Annotated in this window: 20 protein-coding genes; 16 read left to right on the forward strand and 4 right to left on the reverse strand. The window is 65.4% G+C overall.

Features of this window, described 5'->3' with window-relative positions; genetic code table 11:
- Positions 1 to 27: 27 nt before the first annotated feature.
- From cobA to JQK15_RS06740, 8 genes are all read left to right on the forward strand, one after another.
- Positions 28 to 816: a uroporphyrinogen-III C-methyltransferase gene (cobA, locus tag JQK15_RS06705; RefSeq protein ID WP_214864379.1), complete on the forward strand. Its 789-nt coding sequence runs from the start codon at positions 28 to 30 to the stop codon at positions 814 to 816.
- Positions 813 to 1,109 (forward strand): DUF2849 domain-containing protein, encoded by a 297-nt coding sequence (locus tag JQK15_RS06710; protein WP_004212225.1) that lies wholly within the window; start codon positions 813 to 815, stop codon positions 1,107 to 1,109. Before cobA ends, JQK15_RS06710 begins: the two co-directional genes overlap by 4 nt.
- A gap of 1 nt (position 1,110) precedes the next feature.
- The gene (locus JQK15_RS06715) at positions 1,111 to 2,742 is read left to right on the forward strand and encodes a nitrite/sulfite reductase (protein ID WP_214864381.1); all 1,632 of its coding nucleotides are present in this window, start codon (positions 1,111 to 1,113) and stop codon (positions 2,740 to 2,742) included.
- Positions 2,735 to 3,175, forward strand: a complete 441-nt coding sequence (locus JQK15_RS06720) for a DUF934 domain-containing protein (RefSeq protein ID WP_004212223.1) — start codon at positions 2,735 to 2,737, stop codon at positions 3,173 to 3,175. Before JQK15_RS06715 ends, JQK15_RS06720 begins: the two co-directional genes overlap by 8 nt.
- Positions 3,168 to 3,968: a phosphoadenylyl-sulfate reductase gene (locus JQK15_RS06725; protein ID WP_214864383.1), complete on the forward strand. Its 801-nt coding sequence runs from the start codon at positions 3,168 to 3,170 to the stop codon at positions 3,966 to 3,968. Before JQK15_RS06720 ends, JQK15_RS06725 begins: the two co-directional genes overlap by 8 nt.
- 138 nt (positions 3,969 to 4,106) lie before the next feature.
- The gene (locus JQK15_RS06730) at positions 4,107 to 5,918 is read left to right on the forward strand and encodes a DUF885 domain-containing protein (RefSeq protein ID WP_214864385.1); all 1,812 of its coding nucleotides are present in this window, start codon (positions 4,107 to 4,109) and stop codon (positions 5,916 to 5,918) included.
- A gap of 76 nt (positions 5,919 to 5,994) precedes the next feature.
- Positions 5,995 to 7,884 carry a CocE/NonD family hydrolase gene (locus JQK15_RS06735; protein ID WP_214864386.1) on the forward strand — a complete coding sequence of 630 codons (1,890 nt, stop codon included), beginning with the start codon at positions 5,995 to 5,997 and terminating at the stop codon, positions 7,882 to 7,884.
- A 39-nt stretch (positions 7,885 to 7,923) separates the two neighbouring features.
- Positions 7,924 to 8,319, forward strand: coding sequence for an MAPEG family protein (locus JQK15_RS06740; protein ID WP_004212218.1), 396 nt, complete (start codon positions 7,924 to 7,926; stop codon positions 8,317 to 8,319).
- A 37-nt stretch (positions 8,320 to 8,356) separates the two neighbouring features.
- Here JQK15_RS06740 and JQK15_RS06745 read toward each other — a convergent pair whose 3' ends face one another.
- A complete protein-coding gene (locus JQK15_RS06745; RefSeq protein ID WP_010339984.1) occupies positions 8,357 to 9,844 on the reverse strand; it encodes a replicative DNA helicase in 1,488 nt (495 codons plus the stop codon).
- A 121-nt stretch (positions 9,845 to 9,965) separates the two neighbouring features.
- On the opposite strand from JQK15_RS06745, the gene JQK15_RS06750 reads away from it, so the two are divergent.
- From JQK15_RS06750 to JQK15_RS06775, 6 genes are all read left to right on the forward strand, one after another.
- Positions 9,966 to 10,448: a UPF0262 family protein gene (locus JQK15_RS06750; RefSeq protein ID WP_010339983.1), complete on the forward strand. Its 483-nt coding sequence runs from the start codon at positions 9,966 to 9,968 to the stop codon at positions 10,446 to 10,448.
- 64 nt (positions 10,449 to 10,512) lie between these two features.
- Positions 10,513 to 11,145: a GH25 family lysozyme gene (locus JQK15_RS06755; RefSeq protein ID WP_004212215.1), complete on the forward strand. Its 633-nt coding sequence runs from the start codon at positions 10,513 to 10,515 to the stop codon at positions 11,143 to 11,145.
- Positions 11,142 to 11,615: a cytidine deaminase gene (locus JQK15_RS06760; protein WP_214864388.1), complete on the forward strand. Its 474-nt coding sequence runs from the start codon at positions 11,142 to 11,144 to the stop codon at positions 11,613 to 11,615. The genes JQK15_RS06755 and JQK15_RS06760 overlap by 4 nt, the downstream gene beginning before the upstream one ends.
- 7 nt (positions 11,616 to 11,622) lie before the next feature.
- On the forward strand, positions 11,623 to 12,177 hold the full coding sequence (gene dcd / locus JQK15_RS06765; protein ID WP_004212213.1) for a dCTP deaminase: 555 nt from the start codon (positions 11,623 to 11,625) through the stop codon (positions 12,175 to 12,177).
- Positions 12,178 to 12,210: 33 nt separating this feature from the next.
- On the forward strand, positions 12,211 to 12,987 hold the full coding sequence (locus JQK15_RS06770) for a metallophosphoesterase family protein (protein WP_214864390.1): 777 nt from the start codon (positions 12,211 to 12,213) through the stop codon (positions 12,985 to 12,987).
- Between the two features lie 118 nt (positions 12,988 to 13,105).
- The gene (locus JQK15_RS06775) at positions 13,106 to 15,940 is read left to right on the forward strand and encodes a TonB-dependent receptor plug domain-containing protein (protein WP_214864392.1); all 2,835 of its coding nucleotides are present in this window, start codon (positions 13,106 to 13,108) and stop codon (positions 15,938 to 15,940) included.
- Positions 15,941 to 16,096: 156 nt separating this feature from the next.
- Here the strand turns inward: JQK15_RS06775 and JQK15_RS06780 are convergent, their stop codons facing one another.
- Positions 16,097 to 16,783, reverse strand: coding sequence for an anti-sigma factor family protein (locus tag JQK15_RS06780; RefSeq protein WP_214864394.1), 687 nt, complete (start codon positions 16,781 to 16,783; stop codon positions 16,097 to 16,099).
- Positions 16,780 to 17,268, reverse strand: a complete 489-nt coding sequence (locus tag JQK15_RS06785) for an RNA polymerase sigma factor (RefSeq protein WP_004212209.1) — start codon at positions 17,266 to 17,268, stop codon at positions 16,780 to 16,782. Before JQK15_RS06785 ends, JQK15_RS06780 begins: the two co-directional genes overlap by 4 nt.
- Positions 17,269 to 17,355: 87 nt before the next feature.
- Here JQK15_RS06785 and JQK15_RS06790 point away from each other — a divergent pair, with 87 nt between their 5' ends.
- A complete protein-coding gene (locus tag JQK15_RS06790) occupies positions 17,356 to 18,678 on the forward strand; it encodes a S8 family serine peptidase (protein WP_214864396.1) in 1,323 nt (440 codons plus the stop codon).
- Between the two features lie 99 nt (positions 18,679 to 18,777).
- The gene (locus tag JQK15_RS06795) at positions 18,778 to 19,467 is read left to right on the forward strand and encodes a hypothetical protein (protein WP_214864398.1); all 690 of its coding nucleotides are present in this window, start codon (positions 18,778 to 18,780) and stop codon (positions 19,465 to 19,467) included.
- Positions 19,468 to 19,558: 91 nt separating this feature from the next.
- Here JQK15_RS06795 and JQK15_RS27255 read toward each other — a convergent pair whose 3' ends face one another.
- On the reverse strand, positions 19,559 to 20,176 hold the full coding sequence (locus JQK15_RS27255; protein WP_017502956.1) for a methyl-accepting chemotaxis protein: 618 nt from the start codon (positions 20,174 to 20,176) through the stop codon (positions 19,559 to 19,561).
- Between the last annotated feature and the right edge of the window lie 79 nt (positions 20,177 to 20,255).

The following is a 20,255-nucleotide window of genomic DNA, read 5'->3' on the forward strand; positions in this document are numbered from 1 at the left end:
CCGCTGCCCTTTCGCCATGTGGCGAGCATGGCTGACATTGCACCTGCTACCGTCCACCTGGTGGGCGCGGGACCGGGCGACCCGGAACTGCTGACCATCAAGGCCGTGCGCCTGATCCGCGACGCGCGCCTGATCGTGCATGACGGGCTGGTATCCGACGAAATCCTGGCGCTGGCCAGCCCGCAGACCGAACTGGTCTCGGTCGCCAAGCAGCGCAGCCGCCACTCCATGCCGCAGGAGGCGATCAACGCCCTGCTGGTCCGCTTTGCCCTGGCTGGCGAGCCGGTCGTCCGGCTGAAAGGCGGCGACCCCTTCATCTTCGGCCGTGGCGGTGAGGAAGTGGATGCCTGCCGCGCCGCCGGCGTGCCGGTCGAGGTCGTGCCGGGCATCAGCGCCGCGATCGGCGCCGCCGCGCAGGCACAACTGCCGCTGACCCATCGCGAAGCGTCGAGCGCGGTCAGTTTCGTTGCCGGCCAGTGCAAGGGTCTTACCGATCAGGACTGGTCGGGCCTTGCGGGAAAAGGCCGCACGCTCGTCATCTATATGGGCGTCGCGACCGCCGCCGACATCGCCGACAAGCTGATGGCCGACGGCGTGTCGCCGGCGATCCCGGTCGCGGTGCTGGAAAATGGCACGCGCGCCGATATGCGCAGCCTGCGCACCCTGCTCGCCGATCTGGGCGACATGGTGGCGCGTGAAGAAGTCAAAAGCCCGGCCCTGATCGTGGTCGGCGACGTGGCTGCCCATGCCCTGGCACGCGATGTGCTGGCGGACTGGGCGGCAAAAGGGGAGAGTATTTCGGAGATGCGTTCGTGAAGATCCTGACGGGCAATGATCTGGTGACCGGCGATGTCATCTGGTGGGCCGGCGATGGCTGGTCGCGCCAGGTCGGCGACAGCGCCGATGTCGGTGAACAGGGCGATGACCTCGCCCGCACCGAGGAAGCGGCGCTGCGTGTCGTCGGCGCCTATGTGATCGACGCGACCGTCACCGACGAGGGCGTGCGCCCGGCCCATATCAAGGACCGCATTCGCGCCCTTGGCCCCACGGTGCGCCCCGACCTCAATTTGAAACCGAATGACGCCGACGCCGGCAACTGGGTGATCTGACATGTATCGCTACGACAGCTATGACCAGTCCATCGTCGACGCCCGCGTCGATGAATTTCGCGACCAGGTGCAACGCCGCCTGACCGGCGCGCTGACCGAGGATCAGTTCAAGCCGCTGCGGCTGATGAACGGCCTCTATCTGCAGCTCCACGCCTATATGCTGCGCGTCGCCATCCCCTATGGCACGCTGTCCGGCAAGCAGATGCGCAAGCTGGGCGAGATCGCGGCGAAATATGACAAGGGCTATGGCCACTTCACCACGCGCCAGAACCTGCAATATAATTGGATCAAGCTGGCCGATGCGCCCGACATCCTCGCCGAACTGGCGACGGTGAAGATGCACGCGATCCAGACCAGCGGCAACTGCATCCGCAACATCTCGTCGGACCAATATGCCGGTGTGAGCGCCGACGAGGTGGCGGACCCGCGCCCCTGGGCCGAACTGCTGCGCCAATGGTCGAGCTTCCACCCGGAATTCACTTACCTGCCGCGCAAGTTCAAGATTTGCGTGATTGCCAGCGATGACGACCGCGCGGCGATGCGCCTGCACGATATCGGCCTGAAGCTGGTGTCGAAGGATGGCGTCATTGGCGCCGAAGTCTATGCCGGCGGCGGCATGGGCCGCACCCCGATGGTCGCGCCGCAGATCCGCGATTTCGTGCCGGAGGAGGAGATCGTCTCCTATCTGGAAGCGTGCCTGCGCGTCTATAATCGCTACGGTCGCCGCGATAACAAGTACAAGGCCCGGATCAAGATCCTGGTCCATGAGATCGGCGTCGAGGAATATAAGCGCCAGGTCGAGGAAGAGTTCGCCCATATGCGCGAACTGGGCCTCAACCCGCCGACTGAGGAACTGGACCGCATCCGCGCCTTCTTCGCCAACCCGGCCTATGAAACGGGCCTGAGCGAAGAGATCGACCGTGCCGATCCGGCCTTTGCCCTGTGGGTCGACCGTCAGGTCGCGGCGCACAAGCAGCCGGGCTATGCGATCGTCAATATCAGCCTGAAGCCGCTTACCGGCATTCCCGGTGACGCCTCGGCGGAACAGATCGAACTGGTCGCGTCGCTGGCCGAGCAATATTCGCTCGACGAACTGCGCGTCACCCATGCGCAGAACCTGGTCCTGCCGCATGTGAAGAAGGCGGATCTCTACGCCATCTGGCAGAAGCTGGAGGAAGCGGGTCTGGCCGAGGCAAACCTTGACCTCATCACCGACATCATCGCCTGCCCCGGCCTCGACTATTGCGCACTGGCCAATGCCCGTTCGATCCCGCTGGCGCAGAAGATCGCGCAGCGCTTCGCCGACAATGCGCGTCAGGCCGAACTGGGCGAGCTGAAGCTCAAGATTTCGGGCTGCATCAATGCCTGCGGCCACCATCATGCCGGCCATATCGGCATTTTGGGCGTGGACCGGAAGGGCGTGGAGAATTTCCAGCTGCTGCTCGGCGGTTCCGGCGCGGAGGACGCCTCGCTCGGCCAGATCACCGGGCCCGGTTTCTCCGAAGACGGCGTGGTCGACGCGATCGAGAAGGTCACCGACATCTACCTCGCCGAACGCACCGACGGGGAGCGCTTCCTCGACACCTATCGCCGTATCGGCATGAAGCCCTTCAAGGAGGCGATCTATGGTTGAGTTCCTCTCCTTCCGCGACGGTGAAGCCGCGCAGGAGCCGGCCGTCACGGTCGAATCCTTCACCGGCCAGTCCAACGCCACCGCCGTCCGCATCGAGCCGGGCGAGGATGCGCGCGAACTGCTGCCGCATCTCGATCGCCTCTCGCTGGTCGAGGTGAATTTCCCCGCATATGGCGACGGGCGCGGCTATTCGGCCGCGCGCATCCTGCGGGAATCGGGCTATCAGGGCGAATTGCGCGCCGTGGGCGATGTGCTGGTCGACCAGATCAACGCCATGCGCCGCTGCGGCTTCGACAGTTTCCACCCCGCCAAAGCCCTGGATGACGCCGCCGTGGAGCGTGCGCTCACCCGCTATGCCGACGTCTATCAGAAGACGATCGATGGCCGTCAGCCCGTCTGGGCGAAACGGCATCCGGAGAAAATTGATGGCTGAACCTGCCCGCCAGATCCCAGAGCGGCTAGTAGATGTGATCGATGCCCGCCCCGTCTTTACCCAGGGGGATGCCGATGCGCTCAACGCGCGTTTCGAGGGCGTCGATACGCTGACCATGCTCAAGACCGTGTTCGCGGAAGGCCTCGCCGGCAATGTCGGCGTCGTCTCCTCCTTCGGCACGGAAAGCGCGGTGCTGCTCGATCTGGTGGCCAAGGCCGACAAGGCCATCCCGGTGATCTTCGTCGACACACAGAAGATGTTCGCCGAAACGCTCAACTATCGCGACACGCTGGTTGCGCGGCTGGGCTTCACCAACAGCAGCGTGGTCGCGCCCGACGCGGCAGTGCTGGCCAAGAAGGACGAAACCGGCCTGCGCTGGTCCTATGATCCCGACGGCTGCTGCGAAATCCGCAAGGTCGAACCGATGAAGCGCGCCAAGGCGAGCCTGGACGCCTGGATTTCGGGCCGCAAGGCCTTCCAGTCGGTCACGCGCCAGAACCTGCCGCGCTTCGAGGTCGAGGATGGCCGGCTCAAGATCAATCCGCTGGGCGACTGGACCAAGACCGATCTGGAAGCCTATTTCGAGGCCGAACAACTGCCCCGCCATCCGCTGGAGGCACAGGGCTATCTGTCGATCGGCTGCGAACCCTGCACGTCCAAGGTTCTGCCGGGCGAAGACCCGCGCGCCGGTCGCTGGCGCGGATGGGACAAGGTGGAATGCGGCATCCATTCGCCGGTGACGCCGATCCCCGTCATCGATCCGGACGACCCGGCAAACCTGCCCGCCTTCTGATCGCGCGGGCGCCCTGCGGGGCGCCCGTCCCTTATCTTATTGTAACATTGCGTAACAAGCGCGGGCGCGCGCTGGACCTGTCGTGTCAGCAGCGCAATACACTCCCCCCTTTCCAACGGGACTTAAGGGAGTCGCCCCATGGATCGTCGTCAATTCCTGCTTTCCTCGGGCGCGGTCGCGCTCGCCACCGCCGCGCCCCGCGCCTTGGCCCAGACGGCCGGCGCCGATGATGCCCGCCTGTCGGCCGCCTTCGCCACCGCCTTCGAGCGCCAGCTCGACCTGTCGCCGGCCATGGTCACCAGCCTCGGCCTCGACAAGGGCGCCCGCTCCGCCGCCAAGAGCCAGCTCGACGACAACAGCAAGTCCGGCACCATGAAGAAGCTGGCCGCCACCCAGGCCGCGATCAAGGAGTTCAAGGGCTATGAGGGCGCCGCCTTGTCGGATGCGCAGCGCCTGAACCTGGAGGTCATCCTCTATTCGCTCGACCAGCAGACCGTCGCGCCGGCCAAGTTCGGCCTCAACAGCGTCCAGCGCCCCTATCGCATCTTCCAGCAGGGCGGCAGCTATTTCCAGACGCCCGATTTCCTGAACACCGCGCACACCATCAACAATGCCGGTGATTGCGAGGCCTATGTCGCCCGGCTCGACGCCTTTGCCCGGAACCTGCGGACCGACACCGCGCTGCAGCGGGACGAGGCCGCGCGCGGCTATCTTGCCCCCGGCTGGTCGCTCGACCTGACGCTGGGCCAGATGAAGAAGCTGCGCGGCCAGCCTGCCGCGACCAGCAGCCTGGTCCAGTCGCTGGTGAAGCGCGCCGCCGCCAAGGGCGTGACCGGCGACTGGCAGGCGCAGGCCACCGCGATCGTCGAAAAGTCGATCTATCCCGCGCTCGACGAACAGATCGCCGCGATCGACGCGTTGAAGCCCAAGACCGCCGCCGGTGACGGCGTATGGCGCACCCCGCGCGGCGACGAAATCTATGCTGCCGCCCTCAAGCAGGCGACCACCACCGACCTTAGCGCCGACCAGATCCATGCCATGGGGCTGGAGCAGGTCGCCGACATCAGCGCCAAGCTGGACGTGATCCTGAACGGCGCCGGCTTCACCAAGGGCAGCGTCGGCGAAAAGCTCGCCGCGCTCAATGTCGACCCGGCCCAGCTCTATGCTGACAGCCCGGACGGCCGCGCCGCCCTGCTCGCCCAGCTCAACCGCGACCTCGACGCCATGAAGGCGAAGCTGCCCCAGGCGTTCACGACCATCCCCAATACCCCGCTCGAAATCCGCGCGGTGCCGGTCGAGATCCAGGACGGCGCCTCCAACGGCTATTATAATCGCGCTGCGCTCGACGGCTCGCGCCCGGCCATCTATTTCATCAACCTGAAGGATGTCGGCGACTGGCCGAAATATGGTCTGCCCGCCCTCACCTATCATGAAGGTGTGCCCGGCCATCACCTCCAGATCTCGACCGCGCAGACCGCCGGCGATGTGCCGATGCTGCGCAAGATCGCCTTCATGAGCGCCTATAGCGAAGGCTGGGCGCTCTATGCCGAGCAGTTGGCCGACGAACTGGGCGGCTATGCGACGCCGATCGACCGTGCCGGCTATCTCCAGTCCTTCCTGTTCCGCGCCGCCCGCCTGGTGGTCGACACCGGCATCCATTCCAAGCAGTGGAGCGTCAAGCAGGCGACCGATTACATGGTCGAGAAGACCGGCTTTGCCCGCCCCCGCTGCCAGCGCGAGGTCGAGCGCTACTGCACCCAGCCGGGCCAGGCGACCAGCTACAAGGTCGGCCATGGCAGCTGGACCAAGGCCCGCGAAAAGGCGCAGGCGCTGCTGGGCGACAAGTTCGATATCAAGCAGTTCCACGCCGTTCTTGAGGAAGGCGCGATGCCGCTGTCGATCCTGGAAAAGCGGATCGAGGATCGCGCCCGCGCCCTCGCGCAGGCCTGACAAAGGACAAGCGGGTCCGGCCTTCCCTCAAGGCCGGACCCGTTGCATGATTACAAAAGAACAAAGGGGTATCGCCATGCTTCGTGCCGCACAGATTTCGACTGCCGCCCTGATGATCGCTGCGCTCGCCGCGCCGATCGCCGCCCAGACCGATCCGATGACCCCGGACAAGGTCGATGTCTATGATCCGGCCCGGCCACAGGCGGACTATGTGCGCAAGGAAGTGATGATCCCGATGCGCGACGGGGTGAAGCTGTTCACCGTGATCGTCATGCGCAAGGGCACGCGCCACGGCCCCATCCTGCTGACCCGCACCCCCTATGATGCGGGCAAGGCGACCAGCCGCAACCGCAGCCAGAAGATCGAGGAGATCCTGCCGGTCATGGATGCCGATTTCGTCAATGACGGCTATATCCGCGTCTATCAGGACGTGCGCGGCCTGCACGGGTCGGAGGGCGACTATGTCATGACCCGCCCGCTGCGTGGCCCGCTCAACAAGACCGATGTCGACAACAGCACCGACGCCTATGACACGATCGACTGGCTGGTGAAGAATGTGCCGGAAACCAACGGCAAGGTCGCGATCACCGGCTCCTCCTATCCCGGCTTCACCTCGCTGATGGCGCTGATCGATCCGCATCCTGCGCTGAAGGCCGCCGTACCGCAGAGCCCGATGGTCGATGGCTGGATGGGCGATGACTGGTTCCACAATGGCGCCTTCCGCAATTTCGGCTTCGGCTACAGCCTGTCGCAGACCGCCAAGAAGGGCGGCGGCGCCATCCCGATGGGCAATGGCGACGAATATACGACGATGCTGAACGCCGGATCGGCCGGCGACTTCGCCCGCACCTATGGCCTCGACGCCTTCCCCTCGGTCCGCAAGCTGCTCGAACATCCGGCCTATGACGCCTATTGGCAGGAACAGGCGGTCGACAAGCTGCTGGCCAAGCGCACCCTGACCGTGCCGACGATGCTGGTCGTGGGCCAGTGGGACCAGGAGGACAGCTATGGCGCGCCGGCGGTCTACAAGGCGCTGGAACCGCAGGACAAGAAGAATGACATGGTCAGCCTGGTGATCGGTCCCTGGCGCCATAGCGGCGTCAATTATGAGGGCCGGAGCCTCGGTGACCTTCAGTTCGAGGGCGATACCGGCCGCCAGTTCCGCGTCGGCACGATGAAGCCCTTCCTCGACCATTATCTCAAGGACAATCCGCCCGCCGGCTACACCATGCCCGGCTCGCTCACCTATGCGACCGGCATCGACAAATGGGAAACCCGCGCCAAATGGCCGGGCGGCACGCCGACCCCGCTCTATCTCGGCGCCAGCTACAGCCTGTCCTGGGCCAAGCCGGCAGCGGCGGGCAGCGACTCCTATGTGTCCGATCCAGCCAAGCCGGTGCCCTATCTGCCCCGCCCGATCCATCAGGACCAGAATGAGGCCTGGCGCACCTGGCTGGTGAAGGATCAGCGTTTCGTCGATGGTCGGCCCGATGTGCTGACCTATGTGACGCCGGTGCTGGACAAGGAGGTCCATATCGCCGGCCAGCCAATGGTCGACCTGTTCGCCGCCACCAGTGGCACCGACAGCGACTGGGTGGTGAAGCTGATCGACGTCTATCCGGAAGAGAACACCGCCAATCCGGTGATGGCCGGCTATGAACTGCCGATCGGCATCGACATTTTCCGGGGCCGCTACGCCCATGGCTTCGACAAGCCGCAGGCGCTGACGCCGGGCAAGGCGGAAAATTACAAATTCGGCCTTCCGAACGTGAACCATGTGTTCAAGCCAGGCCATCGCATCATGGTGCAGATCCAGTCCAGCCTGTTCCCGGTCTACGACCGCAACCCGCAGACCTATGTGCCCTCGATCTTCGACGCCAAGCCGGGCGACTACAAGCCGGCGACCCAGAGCGTGCAATATGGCGCGGCGGGCGCCAGCGCGATATGGTTGCCAATCGTCAAATAAGCGGATGGCATGACGCCGCCGCGATAAAGGGAGGGTATGATGGCGGTTGAACTGAAGATCCTGGCCTGGGCCTGCGTCCTGCTGCTGGTCCATATCTTCGCGGCGGCGCATCTCAAGACGAAACAATATGGTTTGAAATGGAATACCGGGGCGCGGGACGAAAACCTGCCCCCGCTCGATCCGGTCGGCGGCCGGCTTGTCCGCGCCCAGGCCAATTTCCTGGAAACCTTCCCGATCGCGATCATCGTCCTGTTCGGCGTGGTCGTGGCCGGCCGCACCAGCGAATGGACGGCGATCGGTGGCTGGCTGTGGCTGGTGTCGCGCGCGCTCTACCTGCCGCTCTATGGCCTGGGCGTGCCAGTGGTCCGCTCGCTCGCCTATCTCGCCAGCATGATCGGCCTGTGCATCGTCTTCAAGGCGTTCGTCGCCGGCTGAACCCGGTGGCGGCGGACATGTCCGCCGCCATGCCTTCTTATTCGAGGTCTTCGAGGTAGGAACTGCCCTCGGCCAGATCCGAGAAGCGCGTGATCTTGGCGTCGAACTTCATGCGGATACGGCCGGTCGAACCGTGACGCTGCTTGGCGACGATCACTTCGGCCAGGCCGTAGATGCGTTCCATCTCCTGCACCCATTCCTGATGCTCGGGCCCTTCCTTGTTTCCCGGCTCCTTGGCGGCGACATAATAATCCTCGCGGAACACGAACCAGACCATGTCCGCGTCCTGCTCGATCGAGCCCGACTCGCGAAGGTCGGACAGCTGCGGACGCTTGTCCTCGCGCTGTTCCACCGCACGGCTGAGCTGCGACAGCGCCAGCACAGGGACATGAAGTTCCTTCGCCAACGTCTTCAAACCACGGGAAATTTCCGAAATTTCGTTGACGCGGCTATCGCCCGCCTTGCCGCTGCCCTGCAGCAGCTGGAGATAGTCGACGACGATGAAACCGACATCATGACGGCGCTTGAGCCGGCGCGCGCGGGTGCGCAGCGCCGCGATCGTCAGACCCGGCGTGTCGTCGATGAACAGCGGCAGTTCCTGCAGGTCGCGCGCGGCGCGCGACAGGTTCTGGAAGTCCGCCCGGCTGATCTTGCCCATACGCAGCGCTTCGCCGCTGATCCCCGACTGTTCGGCCAGAACGCGGGTCGCCAGCTGGTCGGCCGACATTTCGAGGCTGAAGAAGGCGGTCTTGGCGCCCATATTCTTTTCCGGCGGAATGCCGTCATTATGGTCGCGCAGCCAGCGCGACGCCGCATTATAGGCGATATTGGTCGCCAGCGACGTCTTGCCCATGCCCGGACGGCCGGCCAGGATCATCAAGTCGGAATTGTGCAGACCACCGATCTTCTCGTTGAGGCTGTTGATTCCGGTGGTGATACCCGACACATGGCCGCCGCTGTTGAGCGCACGTTCAGCCACCTGTACCGCCATGGTGGAGGCGGAGAGGAAGCTCTTGACCGACCCGCTCTCGCCCTCGCCTTCCGACACTTTGTAAAGCGCAACTTCGGCCAGCTCGATCTGCTCGCGCGGATTGACATCCTCACTGGTATCCAAAGCATTATCAACCAGTTCTCGACCAACGTTCACAAGTTGACGAAGTAGGGCAAGGTCATAGATCTGGGTCGCGAAGTCGCGCGCACCCAGCAGCGCGGCACCGCTGCCGGTGAGCTGCGCCAGATAGGCCGCGCCGCCCAGCTCCTTGAGCGCCGGATCCTGTTCCAGCATCGGCTTGAGCGTCACCGGATTGGCGATCATGTCGCGCTCGATCAGGCGCATCACCGCCTCATAGATACGGCCATGCAGTGGCTCGAAGAAATGTTCGGGCTTGAGCTTGAGCTGCACATCCTCCGCGATGCGGTTGTCAATCATCAGCGCGCCGAGCAGCGCAGCCTCCGCTTCGACGTTGCGCGGCAGTTCCAGCCCGCCCTCTTCGGGAGCGGCATTGAGTTTCACGAGTTCGACCATGGGCCCTCATCGCGCCACGACGCGGGTCGCGCAAGGGCGAAGGTTGAAACAACCGCATCTCCTCCGCCACAAGTCCCGCTTGCTTTTCGTGGCCCGCCGCCGCACTGACAGCAGACCCGCCATGGCCGATCCGCGCATCATAGACATCAAGCTCGACGAGCGCACCATCTTGTGGCGCAACGCGGATGTCGAGCAGGAACGGCGCATCGCCATTTTCGACCTGCTGGAGGATAATCATTTCGCGCCTGAGCGCGTCCATGCCGACGGCTATGCCGGCCCCTACAAGGTGGTGCTGCGGGTCGAGGAAGGGCGCCTGGTCATCGAGATCAATCGCGCGGATGACAGCCCGCTGGAGGCGATCATCCTGGGCCTGGGCCGTTTCCGCCGGCCGATCCGCGAATATTTCGCGATCTGCGACAGCTATTATCAGGCGATCAGCAATGCCTCGCCAGCGCAGATCGAAACCGTCGACATGGCCCGGCGGGGCATTCACAACGACGCAGCGGACATGCTGAAGGAGCGGCTGGAGGGGAAGATCGCGGTCGATTTCGACACTGCGCGCCGCCTGTTCACACTTATCTGCGTCCTGCACATCAAGGGGTAATATCATCGGGCGTTTGACTTTGGGGGGCTTGCTGGTCCGCTTGGGGGCGGTTCTGGCAATCATCATGGTGCTGGGTTCGGCATTGTGGATCTATGCACGCGGATGGGCTCCGAACCGTGACGAATATCCGACCCAGGGCGTATCGGTGACATCCGACACCGGCTTGGTCGAATGGGGCACGCTGGCGGCGCAGGGGGCGGATTTCGCCTATATTCGCGCGGCCAGGGGCGCCAGCCTGCGCGACCCGCTGTTCGCCGCCAACTGGCGCGGCGCACGCGGCGCGGGCATGCGCTATGGCGCGGCGCTGGACTATAGCCTGTGTGCCAAGGCCGTCGATCAGGCGACCCAGTTCATGACCACCGTGCCGCGCGACAATGCCGCCCTGCCCCCGGTCATCCGGCTGGGGTTCGATCCGTCCTGCGCCACGCGGCCGGGCCGCGACCAGGTGCTGTCGGAACTCAACACGCTGGTCAATCTGGTCGAAAGCCATGCCGGCAAGCCCGCCCTGCTCAACATCAGCGCCGATTTCGATGCCCAATATGACATTGCCAGCGGCATCAACCGGACCTTGTGGGTCGATGGCAATTTCTTCGCGCCCGATTATGCCAAACGGCCCTGGGTGATGTGGACAGCCAGCGACATGCGGCATATCGACGGCGTCGACGGACCGATCAGATGGGATGTGGTGGCACCATGAGTGCAGAAGACAAGAATATCGCCGCGCTGGTCGCGGCAGCGCGCGGCGCGCTGGCTTATGCCCATGCGCCCTACAGCCGCTTTGCCGTGGGCGCCGCCGTGCGTCTGACCGATGGCAGCATCGTCACCGGCAGCAATTTCGAAAATGCGAGCTATGGCCTGTCGCTGTGCGCCGAAACGGTCGCGCTGGCGACCGTCAACGCGCAGGGCCGTCTGGCCGATGTCACCGAGATCGCGGTCGTCGGCGGCGGCATGTCGGCGGACGGCAGCGTCGGCGGCGAGGCGATCGTCAGCCCCTGTGGCCGATGCCGCCAGGTCATCAACGAGGCCGAACAGATGGCCGGCCGCACCCTGGCCATCTATTGCGTCGCGCCCGAAGGTGACGGCCTGGTCGAACATCGCGTTGCCGACCTGTTGCCCCACGCCTTCGGCCCGGCCGACCTTGGCATCACCCCTGCACAGAAGAGCTGACAGACCCATGTCCATCCTTTCCGACCGCTGGATCCGCAAGCAGGCCCAGTCGAACCGCATGATCGAGCCGTTCGTGGAGAATCAGCGCCGCGACGGCTGCATCAGCTATGGCCTGTCCTCCTATGGCTATGACGCGCGCGTCGCCGACGAGTTCAAGATCTTTACCAATGTCGACAGCGCCGTGGTCGATCCCAAGGATTTCGCCGCCAACAGCTTCGTCGACCGCAAGACCGACGTCTGCATCATCCCGCCCAACAGCTTCGCGCTTGCCCGCACGGTCGAATATTTTCGCGTCCCGCGCGACGTGCTGGTGATCTGCCTTGGCAAATCCACCTATGCCCGCTGCGGCATCATCGTGAACGTCACGCCGCTGGAACCGGGCTGGGAAGGCCATGTGACGCTGGAATTTTCCAATACTACGCCGCTGCCCGCCAAGATCTACGCCAATGAAGGCGCCTGCCAGTTCCTGTTCCTGCAGGGCAACGAGCCTTGCGAGGTCAGCTATGCCGACCGGGCCGGAAAATATATGGGACAGCAGGGCGTGACATTGCCGCGCCTGTGACGCTGTGGCAGCATCGCGGGCCATGAAGCGCTCATGGCCCACCCGATGCTGAAATTCCTGCGCCGATCCGACAACCAGGACGGTACGCCTCCCAGCGTGGGGGATGACTGGCGCGTCTATGCGATCGGCGACATTCATGGCCGGCTCGACCTGCTCGACCAGTTGCTCGGCATGCTGGTCGCCGACGATGCGCTGCGGCCTGGAAAGCGGCGATGCCTCATCCTGCTCGGTGACCTGATCGATCGCGGGCCGCATTCGGCGCAGGTGGTCGAGCGGGTCCGGGCACTGCATGGATCGGGCAGCGACATCCGGCTGCTGAAGGGCAATCATGAAGAGATTTTTGTCATGGCTGCGCGCGGCGATCAGGGCGCGGTCGGCTTCTTCCGGCGCATCGGCGGCATGGAAACGCTCGCCAGCTACGGCCTGCCGCTTTCGCTGAGCGCCGACATGGATGATGGGGCGATCGCCCACTGGATGATGAACTATATTCCGCGCGCGGATGTCGATTTCCTCGACAGCTTCGTCGATCATCTGACGGTCGGCGACTATCTGTTCGTCCATGCCGGCATCCGCCCCAGGGTGCCGATCGCCGAGCAGCGACCGTCCGATCTGCGCTGGATACGCGGCGATTTCCTCAACCATGGCGGACGGCATGACAAGATGGTGGTCCATGGCCACAGCATCACGCCCGAGGTCGAAAATCTGGCCAATCGCATCGGCATCGATACCGGAGCCTATTATTCCGGCCGGCTGACCGCCATCGGCCTGGAAGGCGCGGACCGCTGGTTCCTTCAGACCGGCGAGACCTGAGCCCTTCCTGAGCGAGAGCCATGGCCTGGCGCTTTTGTTGCCGGCCCATGGCGGATCGCCCGCCATATTTCGTTCCCATGACCAACGGCAAAAAATGCCGAACAGCAGGGGACATATCATGCAGAAACGCCATGTTCTGGCGGGGCTTTCGCTCACCACATGCCTTGTTGCGCCGACCCAACTGCTTGCCGCCCCTGCGCCGGACACCAGCCTGTCGCAGCGACACAAATTCTCCATTCCGTCGCAGCCCCTTAGCGGCGCGCTGCGGGCGCTGTCGGCGCAGGCCGGCATTCGCATCCTGTTCCCCTATGATGAAGTCGCCAATATCCGCAGCCGCCGGGTCGAAGGATGGCTGAGTACCGACGATGCGCTCAGCCAGTTGCTGGCCGGCACCGAATTGCGCCGATCCCCGGCCGGCGCCGGCGTCATCGCCCTCGTCACCCCGCCCAACCGCAGCGCGGTGCGCCGCCGCCCGCTGGCCATCCAGTTCGCGCAGGCGAGCGGCACGGCGACGCTCGATAGCCTCGCCATGGCGCCTGCGCCGGAGCCGGCCGCCGAATCCGCGCCCATCATCGTCACCGGCACCCGCCAGACGACCCGCACCGTCGCCGAAAGCCTGGCGCCGATCGACGTGCTGGGCGAAAAGGATCTGGAAGCGAGCGGCAAGCAGTCGGTGCGCGATCTGCTGGGTACGTTGGTCCCGTCGATCAATGTGTCGAACAATGGCGCGGGCGCCAGCTGGGCGGTACGCACTTTGTCGCTGCGCGGCCTGGGCGGCGACCAGTTGCTGGTGCTGGTCAACGGCAAGCGGCGGCACAATACCGCCACCCTGTTCATCAACGGGTCGGTCCAGAATGGCCAGTCGCCGCCGGACCTGGACCTGATCCCCGGCAATGCGATCCAGCGGATCGAAGTGCTGCGCGATGGCGCGTCGGCCCAATATGGGTCGGATGCGATCGCCGGTGTCGTCAACATCATCCTGAAGAACGACACCCAAGGCGGCGCGGCGCTGACCATGGGCAGCACCGCCGACAATGGCGGCTGGCAGGGCCGCTGGCAGATCGACAAGGGCTTCGCGATCGGGCCGGACGGCGGCTATATCCACCTGTCGGGCGAAGGCGTGCTGCAGGACAATACGGTGGTCAACAGCAGCCCGATCACCAGCAATCCCTTCTACCCCACCGGCGACGCGCGCAATGCCGATCCGGACCGCATTCGCGCCAGATATGGCCAGCCGCAGGTGATCGGCGGCAATGCCAGCTATGACGCGATGATGCCGGTCGGCGGCGACATGGAGCTGTACAGCTTCGGCACCTATTCCAAGCGCCATGCCGCCGGCTGGCTGACCTATCGCAACCCGGCGGCGCTCAACAATATCCTGGAAATCTACCCCGAGGGCTATATCCCGCGCATCCACGTCTATGACGAGGATTTTCAGGTCGCCGGCGGCCTGCGCGGCGAGATTGGCGGCGGCATCCATGTCGACCTGTCGACCAGCTATGCGCAGGACGAGGTCAAATATGCGCAGACCACCTCGCTCAACCCCTCCATGGGGCCCGCCAGTCCGACCCATTTCTATCTGGGCAAGATTCGCTTCGACGAATGGACAAGCAATCTCGACTTCAGCAAGGAGCTCGACATCGGCCTCGCCGGCCCGCTGTCGGTCGCGGTGGGCGCCGAATATAAGAAGAACAAGTTCCTGATCGGTCCGGGCGACCCGGAATCCTATATCGATGGCGGCTATGTCTCGCCGGCCGGCAGCTGGTTCGCGGGGGCGACGCGGACCGGTGTCGGGTCGCAGGGCGTCACCGGCTTCCTGCCCGAAGGATCGGGCAGCTGGAGCCGCGACAACTGGAGCGCCTATATCAATCTGGAAGGCCAGATCGTCGAGGGGCTGGAGTTCGGCCTTGCCGGACGGCATGAGGATTATTCCGATTTCGGCACCACCGATACCGGCAAGGCGTCGCTGCGCATCGAGCCGTTTCGCGGCTTTGCCATTCGCGGCACCGCCAGCACCGGCTTTCGCGCGCCGACGCTGCAGCAACAACATTATGCCTCCTCCTCCACGATCAACGTCACCGTCAACGGCGTGAACCAGCTGCTGCCGGTGCAGGCGCTGCCGGTCGATGGCGTCGCCGCGCGGGCGCTGGGGGCGCAGCCGCTGAAGCCGGAAAAGTCGACCAACTTGTCCGCCGGTATCGTCCTGACCCCGGCGCCCAATTTCAACGTCACGGTCGATGCCTATCAGATCAAGGTCAGGGACCGTATCCTGCTGTCCGAAACGCTGAGCGGCCCGGTGGTCATGAACGCGCTGGCGGCAGCGGGCATCCAGGGCATTGCCGGCGGCCTCATCTTCTCCAACGCGGCCGACACGCGCACCCGCGGCCTCGACATCGTCAGCACCTATCGGGCGGGGCTGGGCGACCTTGGCACCGCGACGATCAGCCTGTCGGCCAATTTCAACAAGACGATCTTCACCCATATCGACCCGGTCCCCGACGAGATCGCCGCATCCGGGCTGGTGCTGATCGGCCGGGCCAAGCAGGGCGACCTTTCCGAAGGCACGCCGCGCGACAAGCTGATCGGCAACATCCTGTGGGAAAAGGGCGATTTCAACCTGAACCTGCGCGCCACGCGCTATGGCAAAATCTATCAGCGGGCGAGCGCCGCCGTCTATCATACCGAGGATTTTGCCGCCTGCACCGCCGGCAGTGCCGGCTGCACCCTGGGCTATGTCGACGAGAAGCTGACCCCCAAGACGATCCTCGACCTCGAACTGGGCTACAAGCTGACCCAAGGGGTCAAGATTTCGGTCGGGGCCAATAATCTGCTCAACACCTATCCCAACAAATTGAAGCCGGTGAACCGGACGGCCGGAAGCCTCTACAATGCCTATGCCCCCTATGGGATCAGCGGCGGTTTCTATTATGGCCGGCTGAACCTGGAATTCTGACGCGACAGTTGAAAGTTCACAGTGTCGTGCGACGTGAAATCAGCCGTTTTTGCGGCCTGGCGCGCCTGCCACGCGTTCCTGACGCGCCACCGAAGCGACAGTCACGCGACGGTGAAGCGACACTGAGGCGACAGTCAGGCGACAGCGAAGCGACGATTAACGCCAGCCCGCCGCCTGCGCCGCCCGTTCGCCCTGCGCATCGGCAGGAGCGCCGTCGATCAGGCCGTCGATGGTGGCGAGAAGGCGCGGATCGGCCGAGGCGGCCTGGCGATATTCGCTCGTCTGGCCCTTGCCGGGCACCGCCTGCAGCAATTGCCAGCCGGCATCGGTGCGGCAGGCGACGCCGGCCATGGCCGCGCCGTCGAAGCTGCGACACCAGCCGCCGCCCTTGCGCCGGAAGCTGAGGCCGATGCGGACCGGGCCATCCTCCCCGGCCGAGGCCAATTGACTGTCGAGCGCGGTGGCGAGCGATCCCTGTGCCAGCATCGCGCCGTCCTTTACCGCAATCGGCCCTACCGGCTCGCCCGACATATGGCCGATGCCAAGGCCCAGCAGCAGGCTGGCGGCGATCGCTCCGCCCGTCGCCCACGCCCAGCGCCGCGACGGCCGAACGATCGGCACCACCGTCGGCGGCACCAGCATGGCCTGCATCGACGCAGGCACATCCTCCTGCGCGATCGGCGCGAAATGGCCGGCCAGTCGCACCCGCAGCCGGCGATGCTGCTCCAGCCGGGCGGCCAGCGCGGGGTCTTCCGCCACCGCGCGGTCGACACGCCGCCGCGTCACCTCGTCCAATTCACCATCCACCCAGGCGATCAGCATGGCTTCGTCAATGTCGGTCATGCCGCTTCCCCCAATAGTTCGATGAGCGCGCCGCGACCGCGCACCAGTCGCGAGGTCAGCGTGCCCATCGGTATGTTCAATATCGCAGCCGCCTCCTTGTAGGACAGCCCCTCCACCAGCACGAGCGCGATCGCCTCGCGCTGTTCGGGCGGCAATGCCTGCATCGCCCGATCGACGTCGGACAGGGTCATGGCCTGTTCCACCGCCTTGTCGCCCGCATAGCCGACATCGGCACCCGCCTCTTCCGGGGCGAAGGTTCTGGCGGCCCGCTGACGAGCGCGGCCCTCATCGATCCAAAGATTGCGCATGATCCGATACATCCAGCTGTCGAGCCGCGTGCCCGGTTGCCACTGGTCGCGGGCGCGCAGCCCCTTTTCCAGTGCCGCCTGGCACAGATCGTCGCCATCGGCGCGATCATGCGACAGGCTGGCGGCAAAACGCCGCAGCCGGGGCAGGATCGCCAGCAGGTCGCGCTCGAACGACATGGTTTCTCCAAATTGCTTTCAGGGATGAAACGTCCCTGCCCGGCCGTTTCATCCTTCAGAAAGTCCAGCAACCGGATTTTTTTGACGATGGACGATTTTGACGCTGAAAAGGCCGGCGATGACCGGCGGGAAGAGACAGAGATGAGATGGACGCGCCCGTTGCTGATCGCGGGGCTGTGGCTCGCAGCGCCGGGTGCGCAGGCGCAATTGCTGCCCGCCCCGGCCGCCAGCGCGTTGGGGGGCGGTGCGCTGGGCGGGGTCGGCCAGATAGTGCCCGACACGCTCGACCGGCTGGGCAGTATCGTCGACCAGAGTGGGCTGGACCGGCTGTCGCCGGCGCGGCTGGCCGATCGGCTGGCAGCGGCGCGCACGGCGCGGATCGACGCGCTGCTGCGCCAGCATGGCGACCAGATCGAACTGGACGACCGGCGAGAGCCGGCGCGGCGGGGCATCATCCTGCTGACCGGGGCGGACGCGGCCGCGATCGAGAAACTGCGGGCGGCCGGCTATGGCGTGGAACGGATCGAGGCGGAGGGGATCGACATGGCGATCACCCGCCTGACCGTGCCGGATGGCCAGAGCCTGGCGCGCGCGCTGCGCAGCGTGCGCAAGATCGCCCCGCAGGCGCAGGCCAGCGCCGACAATCTCTATTTCCCGAGCGGTGCGGCTGCGGCGGGAAAATCGGCCGCACTGGCGAGCCATGGTAGCGTTGGGCGCGGCGCGGCGGGCTTGATCGACGGCGGTGTGGCCGCGCACCCGGCGCTGGCCGGCCCGATCGAGCAGCGCGGCTTCGTGGCCGGCGCGCCAAGGGCCAGCGCCCATGGCACGGCGGTCGCATCCCTGATCGGTGGCAATGACAGTGTGAAGGGCGCGGCGCCGGGCACGCCGCTGCTGATCGCCGATGTCTATGGCGACGATCCGGCCGGTGGCAGCAGCTTTGCCATCGTCCGCGCGCTGGGCTGGATGGCGGCGCGTGGCGCGAAGGTGGTGACGATCAGCCTGGTCGGGCCGGACAACCCCTTGCTGGCCGGCGCGATCCGGCTGGTGCGCGACAAGGGGGTGATGCTGGTCGCGGCGGTCGGCAATGACGGCCCGGCCGCCCCGCCCGCCTACCCCGCATCCTACCCGCAGGTGATCGCCGTGACCGGCGTGGACGGGCGGGGCCGGTTGCTGCCCGAGGCCGGGCGCGCGGCCCATGTCGATTTTGCCGCGCCCGGTGCGGACATGATGGCCGCCGACATGGACGGCGGCCGGGACAAGGTGCGCGGCACATCCTTTGCCGCGCCTTTGGTGGCCGGGCGGCTGATGGCGGGTGGATCGGTCGAGGCATTGCGGCGGGAGGCGAAACCCGCCCGCGGCAAGGGCTATGGCGCCGGCATATTGTGCGACACCTGCAGAAATATGGACTGAATTTCCGTGGCTTGTGAGAAAAATTCAGACGTTCGGGATTAAAGCGAAACGCCCCGCCGTTGTCCTGTCATCGGATCAAGATGACCAAGGAGACGGTCCATGAAGACGCAGATTATCATCGCAACCGCCTGCCTCGCGGCGCTCACCACGGCCCCCGCATCGGCCCAGTTGCTGGGCGGTGGCGGCGCCCTGGGTGGTGGCGGGCTGGGCGGCATGACCAGCGGCCTGGGTGGCACGCTGGGCGGTTCGTTCGGCGGATCGGGGAGTCTGGATCGCAGCATCGACCTCGACAATGGCCGGGTCGGCGCCAGCGGCAACGGCAATGGCCGCGCCGAAGGATCGGCAACCCGTCATGGCAAGAGCCGCTCGGCCAGCGGATCGGGATCGGCCAGCGGCAATCTGGCGGTCGATACGCTGGGCACCAGCGATGTGACCGGCGCGACCGATGCGGCGCGCAGCCGGGCGAGCGACACGGTCGGCGCCGCACGGGACCGGACGGAAAGCGGCGTCGCGACGGCGCGCGATCGGGCCAGCAGCACCGTGGCATCGGCGCGTGATCGGGCAGGCAGCACGGTTGCCTCCGCCCGCGATCGGGCCGGTTCGACGGCCAGCGGCGCACGATCGGCGGCGGGCAATGTCGCGGGCAGCGCGACCAATGCCGTCGGCAGCGCCGCCTCGATCGACGCCAGCGGGCAGGTTTCGGGCAGCGGCGAGACCCATGGCAGCACCAGCCAGCCGCAGAGCGATGCCGCCGCGCCTTCCTCCTCTTCCGATCAGGCCACGGATTGACCCCATAACCCCGTAGCCGTCGCCTGACGGAAGCGGCCGGCGATCCCCATCGGATCGCCGGCCGCATCATGTCCGCAATCGGACGACGGGATCAGCTGGACGCGACCACCATGGCGCGGGCGCGATCGGTCGCCGCACGCGTGTCCCCCGCCAGCTTCTTCACTTCGGCCGCAACCACCGCGAAGCCGCGCCCCGCCTCACCCGCCCGTGCTGCCTCGATCGTGGCATTGAGGGCGAGGAGATTGGTCTGGTTGGCGATGCCGCTGATCGTGTCGACAATGTCGACCAGCCCGTCGACCGTGCTCTTGAGTTCCGCGCGCAATATCTTGGACGGGGTGGTGTCGGTCGCGATCTTGAGGATTCGCTCGACCCGGCCTTCGGCATTGAAGACCGGGTTATAGGTGGCCTGAAGCCAGATGTCGCGGCCATGCTTGTCGAGGCGCCGATATTCGCCGGCATCGAAATCGCCCTGCGCCAGCTTGTCCCACAGCGCCGCATAGGCGGCCGAGCGCGCCTGGCCTTCGTCGCAGAAGATGCGATGATGGCGGCCGACAATCTCCCCCAGCGCATAGCCCATGGTCGCCAGGAACAGGTCATTGGCCCAGAGGATCGTGCCGTCCGGCGCAAATTCGATCACCGCCTGCGAACGGCAGATGGCGTCCCAGACGGCATCGCGGCTGTGGGGGTGAATGGCCTGGCCCATGAACATAAAACTCCTTCACCCCCGGCCTAGGCATCGATGGTAAATGGCAGCTTAATTCTATGGAAATTACATAATTTGTAACAAT

The organism is Sphingobium sp. BHU LFT2, from assembly GCF_018604485.1.
Taxonomy (GTDB): Bacteria; Pseudomonadota; Alphaproteobacteria; order Sphingomonadales; family Sphingomonadaceae; genus Sphingobium; species Sphingobium yanoikuyae_A.